The 13,479-nt window shown below is 39.4% G+C and carries 14 protein-coding genes; all 14 read left to right on the forward strand.

Annotation, left to right across the window (positions count from 1 at the left end; genetic code table 11):
* Positions 1 to 25: 25 nt before the first annotated feature.
* The 14 genes from atpA (at position 26) to fabZ (ending at position 13,376) form a co-directional block, all read left to right on the forward strand.
* On the forward strand, positions 26 to 1,534 hold the full coding sequence (gene atpA / locus ABE34_RS00640) for a F0F1 ATP synthase subunit alpha (protein ID WP_054611263.1): 1,509 nt from the start codon (positions 26 to 28) through the stop codon (positions 1,532 to 1,534).
* A 47-nt stretch (positions 1,535 to 1,581) separates the two neighbouring features.
* Positions 1,582 to 2,439: an ATP synthase F1 subunit gamma gene (gene atpG, locus ABE34_RS00645; protein ID WP_079559413.1), complete on the forward strand. Its 858-nt coding sequence runs from the start codon at positions 1,582 to 1,584 to the stop codon at positions 2,437 to 2,439.
* A 49-nt stretch (positions 2,440 to 2,488) separates the two neighbouring features.
* Positions 2,489 to 3,904: a F0F1 ATP synthase subunit beta gene (gene atpD / locus ABE34_RS00650; RefSeq protein ID WP_197139687.1), complete on the forward strand. Its 1,416-nt coding sequence runs from the start codon at positions 2,489 to 2,491 to the stop codon at positions 3,902 to 3,904.
* 24 nt (positions 3,905 to 3,928) lie between these two features.
* The gene (locus ABE34_RS00655; protein WP_079559415.1) at positions 3,929 to 4,336 is read left to right on the forward strand and encodes a F0F1 ATP synthase subunit epsilon; all 408 of its coding nucleotides are present in this window, start codon (positions 3,929 to 3,931) and stop codon (positions 4,334 to 4,336) included.
* 86 nt (positions 4,337 to 4,422) lie between these two features.
* Positions 4,423 to 4,662 carry a DUF1146 family protein gene (locus tag ABE34_RS00660; RefSeq protein ID WP_197139688.1) on the forward strand — a complete coding sequence of 80 codons (240 nt, stop codon included), beginning with the start codon at positions 4,423 to 4,425 and terminating at the stop codon, positions 4,660 to 4,662.
* Positions 4,663 to 5,040: 378 nt separating this feature from the next.
* A complete protein-coding gene (gene murA, locus ABE34_RS00665) occupies positions 5,041 to 6,354 on the forward strand; it encodes a UDP-N-acetylglucosamine 1-carboxyvinyltransferase (RefSeq protein ID WP_197139689.1) in 1,314 nt (437 codons plus the stop codon).
* A gap of 472 nt (positions 6,355 to 6,826) precedes the next feature.
* Positions 6,827 to 7,762, forward strand: a complete 936-nt coding sequence (gene spoIID / locus ABE34_RS00670; RefSeq protein ID WP_197139690.1) for a stage II sporulation protein D — start codon at positions 6,827 to 6,829, stop codon at positions 7,760 to 7,762.
* Between the two features lie 37 nt (positions 7,763 to 7,799).
* A complete protein-coding gene (locus tag ABE34_RS00675) occupies positions 7,800 to 8,465 on the forward strand; it encodes a M23 family metallopeptidase (protein WP_079559419.1) in 666 nt (221 codons plus the stop codon).
* A 290-nt stretch (positions 8,466 to 8,755) separates the two neighbouring features.
* Positions 8,756 to 9,016 carry a sporulation transcriptional regulator SpoIIID gene (locus ABE34_RS00680; protein ID WP_079559420.1) on the forward strand — a complete coding sequence of 87 codons (261 nt, stop codon included), beginning with the start codon at positions 8,756 to 8,758 and terminating at the stop codon, positions 9,014 to 9,016.
* A 655-nt stretch (positions 9,017 to 9,671) separates the two neighbouring features.
* On the forward strand, positions 9,672 to 10,667 hold the full coding sequence (locus tag ABE34_RS00685) for a rod shape-determining protein (RefSeq protein WP_079559421.1): 996 nt from the start codon (positions 9,672 to 9,674) through the stop codon (positions 10,665 to 10,667).
* A 21-nt stretch (positions 10,668 to 10,688) separates the two neighbouring features.
* Positions 10,689 to 11,522: a flagellar hook-basal body protein gene (locus ABE34_RS00690; RefSeq protein ID WP_197139691.1), complete on the forward strand. Its 834-nt coding sequence runs from the start codon at positions 10,689 to 10,691 to the stop codon at positions 11,520 to 11,522.
* A 24-nt stretch (positions 11,523 to 11,546) separates the two neighbouring features.
* Positions 11,547 to 12,386, forward strand: a complete 840-nt coding sequence (locus tag ABE34_RS00695) for a flagellar hook-basal body protein (protein ID WP_197139692.1) — start codon at positions 11,547 to 11,549, stop codon at positions 12,384 to 12,386.
* A 47-nt stretch (positions 12,387 to 12,433) separates the two neighbouring features.
* On the forward strand, positions 12,434 to 12,718 hold the full coding sequence (locus ABE34_RS00700) for a DNA-directed RNA polymerase subunit beta (RefSeq protein ID WP_197139693.1): 285 nt from the start codon (positions 12,434 to 12,436) through the stop codon (positions 12,716 to 12,718).
* A gap of 214 nt (positions 12,719 to 12,932) precedes the next feature.
* On the forward strand, positions 12,933 to 13,376 hold the full coding sequence (gene fabZ, locus ABE34_RS00705; RefSeq protein WP_197139695.1) for a 3-hydroxyacyl-ACP dehydratase FabZ: 444 nt from the start codon (positions 12,933 to 12,935) through the stop codon (positions 13,374 to 13,376).
* Positions 13,377 to 13,479 lie beyond the last annotated feature (103 nt).

A 13,479-nucleotide genomic window follows, 5' to 3' on the forward strand; every position in this document is an offset into this window, starting at 1 on the left:
TTTAGAAATGTGAGAGGTGACATACATGGGCATCAAGGCTGAAGAAATCAGCAGTCTGATTAAACAACAGATTGAGAATTATGAATCTGAACTTAAAGTAAGCGAAGTTGGTACAGTTATCCGTATTGGTGACGGTATCGCACTTGCTCATGGCCTCGACAACGCCATGGCTGGAGAGCTTTTAGAGTTCTCTAACGGTGTTATGGGTATGGCTCAAAACCTAGAAGAAGGTAACGTTGGTATCGTAATCTTAGGTCCATACACAGACATCAAAGAAGGCGATGAAGTTCGTCGTACAGGTCGTATCATGGAAGTACCAGTTGGTGAAGAACTAATTGGCCGTGTTGTAAACCCACTTGGTCAACCAGTGGATGGACAAGGTCCAATCAACACAACAAAATCTCGTCCAATCGAAAGCCCAGCTTTCGGTGTAATGGCTCGTAAATCAGTACACGAACCACTACAAACTGGTATCAAAGCGATTGACGCTTTAGTACCAATCGGTCGTGGTCAACGTGAGCTAATCATCGGTGACCGTCAAGTAGGTAAAACATCTGTAGCAATCGATACAATCTTAAACCAAGATGGCGAAAATATGATTTGTATCTACGTTGCTATCGGTCAAAAAGAATCAACTGTACGTGGTGTAGTTGAAACGTTACGTAAGCACGGCGCATTAGATTATACAATCGTTGTAACTGCTGCTGCTTCTCAACCAGCTCCATTACTTTACTTAGCACCATTTGCTGGTGTTTCTATGGCAGAAGAATTCATGTTACAAGGTAAGCACGTATTAATCGTGTATGATGATCTTTCTAAACAAGCATCAGCTTACCGTGAACTTTCACTTCTTCTACGCCGTCCTCCAGGTCGTGAAGCATACCCTGGTGATGTTTTCTACTTACACAGCCGCTTACTTGAACGTGCTGCGAAGTTAAATGAAACATATCAAAATGGTTCTATTACAGCTCTTCCATTTGTTGAGACACAAGCTGGGGATATCTCTGCATACATCCCAACTAACGTAATCTCAATTACTGATGGACAAATTTTCTTACAATCTGACTTATTCAACTCAGGTGTACGTCCAGCGATTAACGCCGGTCTTTCTGTATCACGTGTAGGTGGATCTGCTCAAATTAAAGCGATGAAAAAAGTTGCGGGTACACTACGTCTTGACTTAGCTGCATTCCGTGAACTTGAATCATTTGCTCAATTCGGTTCAGATTTAGATAAAATCACACTTGCTAAACTTGAGCGTGGTAAACGTACGGTTGAAGTTCTTAAACAAGACCTAAACAAACCACTTAAAGTTGAAAAACAAGTTGCTATCCTTTATGCATTAACTAAAGGTCACTTAGATGATATTCCAGTACAAGATATCGTTCGCTTTGAAGGTGAATTCTTAAGCTGGTTAGATACAAACCACACAAACGTTTTAGATCACGTTCGTACTACAAAAGAACTTGCTCCTGATGCGGATTACGTAGCAGCTTTAACTGAGTTCAAAAAGACTTTCGCTAAATCAGAATAAGTTCGAGATAGTCACTTGATTAAAAAACAAAAGGTGGTGAAATACCAGTGGTAAACTTACGCGAAATAAAAGGTCGTATTAATTCTACAAAGAGTACGAAACAAATTACGAAAGCGATGCAGATGGTTTCTTCTTCAAAGTTACGTCGTGCAGAGCAAAACGCTAAAGCGTACGTTCCTTACATGGAAAAAATCCAGGATGTAGTAGGCGCAATTGCTTCAGGGACAAAAGACAGTGGACATCCAATGTTAACTGCTCGTCCTGTTAAGAAAACAGCTTACTTAGTCATTGGTTCTGACCGTGGTCTTGCAGGTGCTTACAACTCAAGTATCCTACGTCAAGTACAACGTACAATTGACGAGCGTCATAAATCAAAAGACGAATACGTTATTTTAGCGGTAGGTCGTGTTGTTCGTGATTACTTTGTGAAACGTGATCATAATGTCATCAGCGATGTTGTCGGTCTTCCGGACCAACCAACATTTGCTGATATTAAAGAAATCGCTCGTAAAGCTGTTGGTATGTTCACTGATGGTACGTATGATGAACTTTATATGTACTACAATCACTTTGTCAGCGCAATTGCTAACGAAGTGACAGAGAAAAAACTTCTTCCATTAACGGATCTTGCACCTGCTAGCAGTAATGCTTCTTACGAATTTGAACCATCTGGTGAAGCAATTCTAGAAGTATTACTTCCACAATACGCGGAAAGCTTAGTTTACGGCGCATTATTAGATGGAAAAGCAAGTGAACATGCTTCTCGTATGACTGCTATGAAAAATGCAACTGATAATGCATCTGATCTTATTTCAGACCTTTCATTGCAATATAACCGTGCACGTCAAGCAGCTATTACACAAGAAATTACAGAAATCGTTGGTGGAGCTGCAGCCTTAGAATAGGCCCAGCTTCCCAATGTCGTATAAGAATACGATAGGAGGGTACACAGTAATGAATAAAGGACATGTTATTCAAGTAATGGGTCCAGTTGTTGACGTAAAATTTAACAACGGCCAATTACCAGCAATCTATAACTCATTAACAGTTAAGATTGAACGTCCTAATGAAGAACCAACAATTCTTGCATTAGAAGTTGCTCTTCATTTAGGTGATGATTCTGTTCGTACAATTGCAATGTCATCTACTGATGGCTTACAACGTGGAGCAGAAGTAACAGACTCAGGAAAAGCTATCTCAGTACCAGTTGGTGAAGTTACTCTAGGACGTGTATTCAACGTACTAGGAGAAGTAATCGACTTAGGTGAAGAGATTCCAGCTGACGTTCGTCGTGATTCAATTCACCGCGAAGCACCAGCTTTCGATGAACTTTCAACTACAGTTGAAATTCTTGAAACAGGTATCAAAGTAGTAGACTTATTAGCACCATATATCAAAGGTGGTAAAATCGGTCTATTCGGTGGTGCCGGTGTAGGTAAAACAGTATTAATCCAAGAATTAATCAACAACATCGCACAAGAGCACTCAGGTATCTCTGTATTCGCTGGTGTAGGTGAGCGTACTCGTGAAGGGAACGACTTATTCTTCGAGATGAGCGATTCAGGCGTTATCAAGCAAACAGCGATGGTATTCGGTCAAATGAACGAGCCACCAGGCGCACGTATGCGTGTAGCTTTAACTGGTCTTACAATGGCAGAATACTTCCGTGATGAGCAAGGTGCTGACGTACTTTTATTCATCGACAATATCTTCCGTTTCACACAAGCAGGTTCTGAGGTTTCTGCCCTATTAGGTCGTATGCCTTCTGCGGTAGGTTACCAACCAACACTTGCAACTGAAATGGGTAAATTACAAGAGCGTATCACATCTACTAACAAAGGTTCTGTAACTTCTATCCAAGCGATTTATGTACCAGCCGATGACTATACTGACCCGGCTCCAGCTACAACTTTCGCCCATTTAGATGCAACTACTAACCTTGAGCGTAAATTATCAGAAATGGGTATCTACCCTGCGGTTGACCCATTAGCTTCGACTTCTCGTGCTTTATCACCTGAAATCGTGGGCGCTGAGCACTACGCTATTGCTACTGGTGTACAACGTACAATCCAACGTTACCGTGAATTACAAGATATCATTGCTATCTTAGGTATGGATGAATTATCTGATGAAGATAAACAAACAGTAGAACGTGCTCGTCGTATTCAATTCTTCTTATCTCAAAACTTCCACGTTGCGGAACAATTTACTGGTCAAAAAGGTTCTTATGTACCTGTTAAAGAAACTGTTCGCTCATTCAAGGAAATCCTTGATGGCAAATGGGATCACCTACCAGAAGATGCTTTCCGTCTAGTTGGTTCTATTGATGAAGTAGTTGAAAAAGCGAAAAGCATGGGCGTAGAGGTTTAATACTAGGGACGAGGAGGAAAAAATATGAAGACAGTTCAAGTCAATATTGTCACTCCCGACGGCCCAGTATACGATTCTGAAGTATCAATGGTAATCGCAAAGACAACATCAGGAGAAATCGGTGTTCTTGCAGGCCATATTCCTATGGTCGCTCCACTTGCAATTGGTGCAGTGAAGCTTAAAAAAGAAGACGGTTCAACTGAACTTGTAGCTTTAAGCGGTGGTTTCATTGAAGTTCGCCCTGAAAAAATCTCAATTTTAGCACCTTCTGCTGAAATTGCTGAAAGCATCGATGTTAAACGTGCTAAAGAAGCCGTTAAACGTGCTGAAGGACGTCTTCAAGATAAACAAGATAACATTGATTTCAAACGTGCTGACCTAGCATTAAAACGTGCGTTGAATCGTATCAACGTTCATGAGGGTAATATCTAATTCAAATTTTAACGGGCAGATTCAACATCTGTCCGTTTTTTAACATTATTCCTCAGTGGGTAGAGGAAGGAATATGGAGGAGCAATATGGAATTATATAGGGCAGTAGGGCAGGAAGCTTTAATAGGTATTTTATCGCACATATTTTTTATTGGTATTACCTTTTATGCGCTACAAGCGTTTATGTTAGAAAAGCTATTTAAGAAGAATAAAGTGTTTCAAGTCCAATTAATTTATATTTTATTAAGTGTGGCAATAGGATCTGCCGTTTCAAATTTCTTTCTCCAATTTTCAAATTGGTCTGGGAAGCTTCCGTATTTATTTTAAGAGCCCCTTAATACTTTCTATATGTTAGATGTTGAATCTACATATTTCACAGGGCTTTATAACATAATTTATGTGGTCCTTTGAAATATGTAATAAAAGAAATTTGTGAGATTTCAGTTTTTGTTCACAAATCTTTGGGTATATATTAAAAATTTACGCTTATCTTCCATGTTATTGGTCATTCACAAAAAAAAAAATCATGCGTACAATAAATAAATAGCAAAATATTAAAAAATGACGTAAAATAGTGATTTGGACGCTTGAACGAGCGTAAGAAAAGTTGTACTATAGAGTTGTTTGTTTACTGATTATGACATTATACTTCTTTTTAAAATAAAATTTTGATAGGTTAATAGATTGAATTCGGAGGGACATAGGGTGGAAAAAATAATAGTGACTGGCGGCCAACAGCTACAGGGGAAAGTACGCGTAGAGGGCGCAAAAAATGCGGTGTTACCAATCCTAGCAGCAGCTTTACTTGCTTCTAAAGGAGAAAATGTAATTAAGGAAGTCCCTAACTTAGCAGACGTCTTTACTATAAATGAAGTACTAAAAAGTCTAAATGCGGCTGTTACATATATACCTGAGGATAATACAGTATATATCGACACAACAAAAGAACTTTCTAGTGAAGCTCAATTTGAATATGTAAGTAAAATGCGTGCATCGATTTTAGTGATGGGTTCTTTACTTGCTCGAAATGGCTATGCTCGTGTTGCATTACCTGGGGGCTGTGCTATCGGTTCCCGTCCAATTGAGTTACATTTAAAGGGCTTTGAGGCTATGGGGGCAAAAATCTCGTTTGGTCATGGTTTTGTAGAGGCAAAGGCAGATGGACGTTTAAAAGGCGCAAATGTGTATTTGGACTTCCCTAGCGTTGGGGCAACAGAAAATATCATGACAGCTGCAGCGTTAGCGCAAGGAACGACTGTAATTGAAAATGCAGCAAAAGAGCCTGAAATTGTAGATCTTGCAAACTTTATTAATAATATGGGTGGTCGTGTTATCGGAGCAGGTACGAATACAATTCGTATCGAAGGAGTCGATACATTATATGGAACAGAGCATCATATTATTCCTGACCGTATTGAAGCTGGCACATTTATGGTTGCAGCAGCAATTACAAAAGGTGATGTAACGATTGAAAATGCAGTTCCAGAGCATATGACAGCATTAATTGCAAAGATGCGTGAAATGGGTGTAGAGATCACTGAGCTAGAGGAAGGAATCCGCGTACGCGCTCCTAAACCATTAAAAGCTGTTGATATTAAAACTATGCCACATCCAGGCTTCCCGACAGATATGCAATCTCAAATGATGGCCTTAATGTTAACTGCTGAAGGTACGAGTATTATTACGGAAACGGTTTTTGAAAATCGTTTTATGCATGTTGAGGAGTTCCGTCGCATGAATGCTAGTGCTAAAATAGAAGGACGTTCTGTGTTTATCGAAGGGCCAATAGATCTTCAGGGTGCTGAAGTAATGGCGACTGATTTACGAGCTGCGGCTGCACTAATTTTAGCAGGTCTTGTATCTGAAGGTGTGACTAGAGTTACAAAACTTCATCACTTAGATCGTGGTTATGTTGATTTCCACGGCAAATTGGCTTTACTTGGCGCACAGATTGAACGTGTACCAGTAGAGGATGTTATCGTTGAAGAAAAAACAACTGTAAAATTACCAACAAACTAAATAGATTTCCAAACCCTTTGCTTAAGCGCAAAGGGTTTTTTCTTTATAGTTTAATCCACGCTGGCGATAGTGAAGCAGCAATAGGAAGATTTTTTAGTAATCATTAAATGGAAAGAGGACTAAAACTGTCTCATCAATGACAATGTATCTGCGGAAAGAAGTGTATTTCCACGATTTAAGAGGATGTAGGTTCCTATCTAGCACTTTTTAAACGGATGCCATGCAATTAGTTGATCTTCGTTCCGACTGGGCGACTCCTTGGGGATTAGCAATAGAGGAACGAAGGCTAAAAGCATCACGTACTGTGATCACGCCTTCGTGACCAACATCAGGTTGGCCCGAGACCCTGCAGCGAAGCGGCACATCGAACGCGCCCAGCCGGAACGGAAATCAACTTCACGTTATGGTGATTAGAGATTTTTAAGAGAGCCCTCAATCGTATATTTTGAAAAGTTTCAGCATATTATTCCTTATGAAAAAATGGATAATGAGTATAGGCATAATTTGTTTGACTGGAGCATTATATATGCTTCCTGTGGCATTTGGTGAGAGACGTACGGTTGAGGATGCGCCTGCAACAACAGAACAAGCTTGTGAAATCTTCATAGAAGTGGAGGGACAACCGGAGAAAATCCCTTTAGAAACGTATGTGACTGGTGTGGTAGCTGCAGAAATGCCTGTTTCATTTAAAAAAGAAGCTTTAAAGGCACAGGCTATTGCTGCAAGAACTTACGCGTTGAAATCGACAAATTACGGTAAAATAGCTATCGCTCCTACTGTTGCTAGACAAGTTTTTTACAATAAGGAACAAAGAAAAGAGAATTGGACTAGCAATTTCCCGGGGAATGAAAAGAAAATTGTCGAGGCTATTAACGAAACGAAAGGACAAGTTCTTCTATATAATAATGAATTAATTACGGCAATGTTTCATTCTACTAGTAATGGGAAAACAGAAAGTGCTTACGGTTTTAGTGGCAATGATGTACCGTATTTACAAAGCGTCGCGAGTAATACGGATCAATCATCACCAAAGTTTGCAGCGATAAAAGAATGGACATTGGCTGAGTGGAATGCGTTGTGGCCTGTTAAATGGCAGGCAAATGATTTCAACCGTGTACAGTTCTTTTTAAATGATTCAGGACGTGTTGAGCGCATGCAGTTAGGGAAGAATATATGGTCAGGGCGAGAGGTTCGAACACTTTTGGGAATAGCATCAACAGACTTTAAAATCTCATATAATTCCACTGCTGGAAAAGTACTGGTGAGCACGAAAGGATACGGGCATGGAGTAGGGATGAGTCAATATGGAGCAGATGCTATGGCAAGTGATGGGAAAACTGCTGCCGAAATTTTACACTACTATTATCAAGATATTGAGATAAAAAAGATAGATGCATGTTTAAAATAACTTCTAGTTGTTCACACTGCAACTAGAGGTGATGAAAATGAGAGAGGATAAAAATAGTAAAACTTCTCAAAATCAAGATGAAAAAGTTCAATTACAGAAGAAACCATGGTTTTGGCCAGCTGTTTACGCTGGTGGAGCTCTAATGCTAGCAGGTTTACTACTTGGTTACAATAGTCTTGTATCAAAAGTAGAAGAGGCTCCATTACCAGAAGTAGCAGAAGTAGATTCAGGTCCTGTAGTTGAAACCAATGCACGAACAGAAAATATGAAGTACCCGTTCAAGGAAGCAAATCTTAATAAAATTCAAGTTTCACAAGAGTTTTATGATGTAGAGGCAAATGCTGAGTCACGTGAAAAAGCACTAATGGTATTTAATCAAACATTTACGACATCTTCCGGTATTTCTCTTTCTATGAATGGTGAAGAATTCGAAGTACTTGCTGCTTTAAGCGGTAAAGTAAAACAAGTAAAGCTTGACGCATTTACAGGCAATAAAATTGTGATCGAGCACGCAAATGGTAAGGAAACACATTATAGCTCTGTAAAAGACATTGCTGTCAAAGAAGGCGATGAGGTAACACAAGGTCAAGCACTAGGAAAAGCGACTGACAATGAGTGGAACCAAGCAGCTGGCATTCACTTGCATTTTGAAGTACTTGAAAACGGAAAATATATTAATCCGAAAAAATTACTAGGCTTTTAACCTATTTCAGCGGTTGCTGAAATAGAGGAACTTATGCCCAACAACGTGCCTATTATCAATTATGCCGAAGTATAATTGATAATAGGCCATTTTGTTTTCTCCTAAACAATGAAAATAAACATTTTCTATGTGAGAAACGAATACTAAAAAGTGCATAAAAAATCAGTATTTTATCGTGAAAATGTAAAATGTGTTCTGAACAGCTTTGTCCTCACATAATGTGAAGAAATGCGCAGACGTGCATCTGATGCCAACGCCATTTGTGAATTTGTGTGGAAAGGACGAAGAACGTGCACGAGCACATTCGGAAGCGCTGTATACGCCTCGGTGAATTATTGATTGAGACGCGTGAGACTGTGCGTGTCCTCGCGAAAATGACAGGTTATTCAAAAAGTACGGTGCATAAAGATTTAACAGAGCGACTGCCAACAATTCATGAAGGATTAGCTGAGCAAGTAAAGGAAATACTCGCCTACCATAAGGCCGTACGTCATATTCGCGGAGGAGAGGCAACGAAAAACAAGTGGAAAGAAAGAGCGAGTCATGAGTGATTCGTTCTTTTTTAAAATTCAAAGGACAAGCAAGATACATATTTCCTCATAAAAGACTACTCACAATAATGTGGGGTTGATTTCCGTTCCGGATGGGCGCTTTGTTGTTGTTGCTACGCTTTCGCACAGAGCAAAGCTTCCTGGGGGCATCCGATGAGCTGCTTTGTTGCTGCCGCTACGTTAGCACTACGCTTTCGCACAGAAACCATCCGCTTCGCTGCAGGGTCTCGGGCCAACAGATGTCTTTTGCGCGAAAGCGTGAGTGTAACGTAGCGGCAGCATAGGGTTTTGGTTTTGTTTGTGCGAAAGCAACAGTACGATGTTGGTCACGAAGGCGTTATCACAGGTTGCGATGCTTTTAGCCTTCGTTCCTACACCCCTAATCCCCGAGGAGTCGCCCATCCTCCACTTCAATCAACCTATTCACATAATGTGTGTTAAAAAATGCTATTTCAAACTATTTGATGATGGAGCATGAAAAAATTGTTTAAGCAATTTCTTCTTTTCATGAAGTGTTCATATAATTGAAAGGAATGGAGTTCTATTCACTAAAATTAGGTGAAATTACCAATAGGTTGTGATAGAATATTCTAGATAAACAGATAAAAATGAACGTTTTTTGTAGTTGGAAATGGCGGGAAGGAGAAATTATATAATGTTTTCGAAAGATATTGGCATTGACTTAGGAACTGCGAACGTATTAATACACGTTAAAGGTAAAGGAATCGTCTTAAATGAACCATCTGTTGTGGCGATTGATAAAAAAACAAATAAAGTATTAGCTGTGGGGGAAGAGGCTCGCCAAATGGTAGGACGTACGCCTGGTAACATTACTGCAATTCGCCCACTACGAGATGGGGTCATTGCGGATTTTGACGTTACAGAAGCCATGCTAAGACATTTCATCAATAAGTTAAATGTAAAAGGATTTTTAGCTAAGCCACGTATTTTAATTTGCTGTCCAACGAACATTACTAGTGTTGAGCAAAAGGCTATCCGTGAAGCCGCAGAAAAATCAGGTGGAAAAAAAGTATACTTAGAAGAAGAACCAAAAGTGGCTGCTATTGGTGCAGGCATGGATATATTCCAACCTAGCGGCAATATGGTAGTTGATATTGGCGGCGGAACAACAGACGTTGCAGTCTTATCAATGGGTGATATTGTAACGAGTGAGTCCATTAAGGTAGCCGGAGACATTTTTGATAATGATATTTTGCAATATATTAAAAAAGAATACAAATTACTAATTGGTGAACGTACTGCAGAAGCCATTAAAATTACAATCGGTACAGTCTTTAAAGGTAGCCGAAACGATTCAATGGATATTCGTGGTCGAGACATGGTAACAGGTTTACCACGTACAATAACAATTCATTCTGAAGAGATTGAACGTGCCTTACATGAATCGGTAGCTATGATTGTTCAATCTGCAAAAAATGTTTTAGAAAAAACGCCACCAGAGTTATCAGCTGATATTATTGATCGTGGGGTCATTATTACTGGCGGTGGTGCTTTACTACACGGTATGGACCAACTATTAATCGAAGAATTAAAGGTACCTGTGTTCATTGCTGAACAACCTATGGATTGTGTAGCAATTGGGACAGGAATTATGCTTGAAAATATTGATCGAGTTCCCGCATCCTTATAAAAAGATAATGAGGTGAGTCCTTTGTTTAAAGGGTTTTATACAGTTGCAACTGGTATGATTGCACAACAAAGACGAACAGAATTACTAACTAATAATTTATCAAATGCGAATACACCAGGATTTAAAGCAGACCAATCAACAATTCGGTCATTTCCTGACATGCTCATGTCAAGTGTAGGAAAGACGAATGCACCTGCTAATCAACAAGCAGGTTCTCAATATATGAGCCAAGTTGGCGCATTAAATACAGGGATTTATATGCAAGAAACATTGCCAAATTACATACAAGGCCAAATTTATAGCACTGATTTCACGACAGATATGGCTTTGATTGATGGAAACTTACCGCAAAATGAAGATGGAACTTCCGGATCTATTTTCTTCCGTTTAGCACATCCAGAAGGCGGAGAAGCATATACACGCAACGGGAATTTCACATTAGATGGTCAAGGCTATTTAGTAAATCCACAAGGACTGTATGTGTTATCAGATAGAGGCCAACGCATTCAGCTACCGAATGATGATTTCCGCCTAGATGAGAACGGAGCAATTTACGTTAATGATCAGCAAGTAGCTCGTGTTGGCGTATCATATGCAACGAATCCGAACATGCTACGTAAACAGGATAATGGTTTAATTCGAACAGAAAACGGTGAGAACCTACCGACAGCTTACGGTGCCAATGGCGTATCCTTTACACTGCGTCAAAATTATCTAGAGGGCTCAAACGTTGATTCTAGTCGCACAATGACCGATTTAATGACAGCATATCGCGCTTTCGAGGCTAACCAAAAAGTGCTACAAGCTTATGATCGCAGCATGGAAAAAGCTGCTAATGAAATCGGGAAAGTTTAATAGGCGAACAGGAGGCGTTTGAACATGCTACGTACAATGATGACTGCAACAAACACAATGGGGCAATTACAAAATAGACTAGATACAATTAGTAATAACATTGCCAATAGCGATACACAGGGCTATAAATCAAAAGAAGCTACATTTAATGAATTGCTTTATCAGCAGTTTAACAATGACAAGCAAGATCGTGCTGATCGACAATCACCTGTTGGTATCCGTTACGGTTCAGGTGCAATGCTTGGGCAAATCCAATCTAATCAAAAACAAGGTTCTTTACAAACAACAAGTCGAGATCTTGATTTAGCTTTTACAAAACCAAAACAATATTTCAATATTTTAATGCCAGATGGTGAAAATGGCACAAAAACAGTGTATACTCGTCAAGGTGACTTTTATTTATCACCATTAAATAATGGAACAGTAATGGTTGTAACTGCAGATGGATATCCATTGGCAAACGAAAACGGACAAGCTATTACATTACCGGATAATGTAAAAAGTTTCGCGATTCGTGATGGGGGCGTATTAGAGGCATCATATCCAAATGGAGATTTTATTCGTACAAATGTAGGGGTGACAGAGTTCCAAAAGCCACAGCTTATGGAGGACATTTCTGGATCCTATGTTGGATTGCCGAATAACCTAGCTCAGTTAGGATATACGCAAGCTGAAGTTGTCACTAATTTACAAGGTGCAAATCGTCAGCAAATTGGTATGCAGAACGGTGTGCTAGAAATGTCGAATGTAAATCTTTCAAAGGAAATGACGGATTTAATTCAAACACAGCGTTCTTATCAATTCAATGCAAGAGCTGTCACTTTAGCAGATCAAATGCTTGGGCTCATTAATGGTATTCGATAGTAAATCCATAATTACTGTTTAGTAAGGAATGAAGAGGAGTACAATTTATGACAAACGATTCAAGTCGAGGTTCTATGCAAACAAAAGAAACCGATACGCCACCAGAAGAGAAGGAACACGGCTCAAATGGAGAGCAACGAGAGGTTCGATGGGTGCAAATACGGCTGATTCCGATTTGGCTACGCGTTGTACTTATTATCATCTTAGTTGTTGTTGCCGCAATTTTAGGTACAATAATTGGCTATAGTGTAATTGGACAAGGTAAAGCCATGGACGTTTTCAAACCAGAAACATGGCAACATATATTTGATATTATGAATGGTAAAGAATAATAATATTCTTTACCATACTTTGTTTTACATAATTATTTATGTAATGGTTTATAACATTTATTGAATGAAGATTATAGTCTCCGGTGGATGTCACAGAATTTTTTGTAGGCACCATTCAAAATCCGGACACTTTGTTTATCTGTAGCGAAAGCAAAGCGACAGCGGCAATTACGCCAAGGCGAAATTAATATTAAGCATTCAAGGGGGAAAAGAAATGTTAACAGCAGAACAAATTCAAGCAATTTTACCACATCGTTATCCTTTTTTATTCGTTGATCGTATCGTTGAATTAGAAGAAGGTAAGCGTGCAGTCGGTTTAAAAAATGTCTCTATGAACGAGGACTTTTTTAATGGGCATTTCCCTGGCTATCCAGTAATGCCTGGGGTTTTAATTGTAGAGGCACTAGCACAAGTTGGTGGCGTAGCATTATTAAACGCAGAGGAATTCAAAGGTCGTCTAGCTTTCTTGACGGGTATTGATAACTGTCGTTTCAAGCGACAAGTAGTACCGGGAGATCAACTTCGATTAGAAGTAGAGTTCGTGAAACTACGTGGAGTTATGGGTAAAGGTCACGGTGTGGCGACAGTTGATGGGGAACTAGTATGTGAAGTGGATATTCTATTCGCTATTGGACCTGCACAACCAAAACAGGTGTAATTTGCAATTATAGGATAAAAGATTTAAAATAATTATATCGAAAATTGTCTTTTAATAGTTTACTATAGTGAGTACAGTTATAGAAATCACGGTATTTTATAAA

Origin of the sequence: Lysinibacillus sphaericus (assembly GCF_015844675.1) — a bacterium.
GTDB lineage: Bacteria > Bacillota > Bacilli > Bacillales_A > Planococcaceae > Lysinibacillus > Lysinibacillus sphaericus_E.

Bases quoted from the DNA above. Each gene is read 5' to 3' on its own strand.
- ABE34_RS00700 (WP_197139693.1), top strand. From the start codon at position 12,434: ATGACAAACGATTCAAGTCGAGGTTCTATGCAAACAAAAGAAACCGAT.
- ABE34_RS00675 (WP_079559419.1), top strand. From the start codon at position 7,800: ATGAGAGAGGATAAAAATAGTAAAACTTCTCAAAATCAAGATGAAAAA.
- ABE34_RS00660 (WP_197139688.1), top strand. From the start codon at position 4,423: ATGGAATTATATAGGGCAGTAGGGCAGGAAGCTTTAATAGGTATTTTA.
- spoIID (WP_197139690.1), top strand. From the start codon at position 6,827: ATGAAAAAATGGATAATGAGTATAGGCATAATTTGTTTGACTGGAGCA.
- atpA (WP_054611263.1), top strand. From the start codon at position 26: ATGGGCATCAAGGCTGAAGAAATCAGCAGTCTGATTAAACAACAGATT.
- ABE34_RS00695 (WP_197139692.1), top strand. From the start codon at position 11,547: ATGCTACGTACAATGATGACTGCAACAAACACAATGGGGCAATTACAA.
- atpD (WP_197139687.1), top strand. From the start codon at position 2,489: ATGAATAAAGGACATGTTATTCAAGTAATGGGTCCAGTTGTTGACGTA.
- ABE34_RS00655 (WP_079559415.1), top strand. From the start codon at position 3,929: ATGAAGACAGTTCAAGTCAATATTGTCACTCCCGACGGCCCAGTATAC.
- ABE34_RS00685 (WP_079559421.1), top strand. From the start codon at position 9,672: ATGTTTTCGAAAGATATTGGCATTGACTTAGGAACTGCGAACGTATTA.
- fabZ (WP_197139695.1), top strand. From the start codon at position 12,933: ATGTTAACAGCAGAACAAATTCAAGCAATTTTACCACATCGTTATCCT.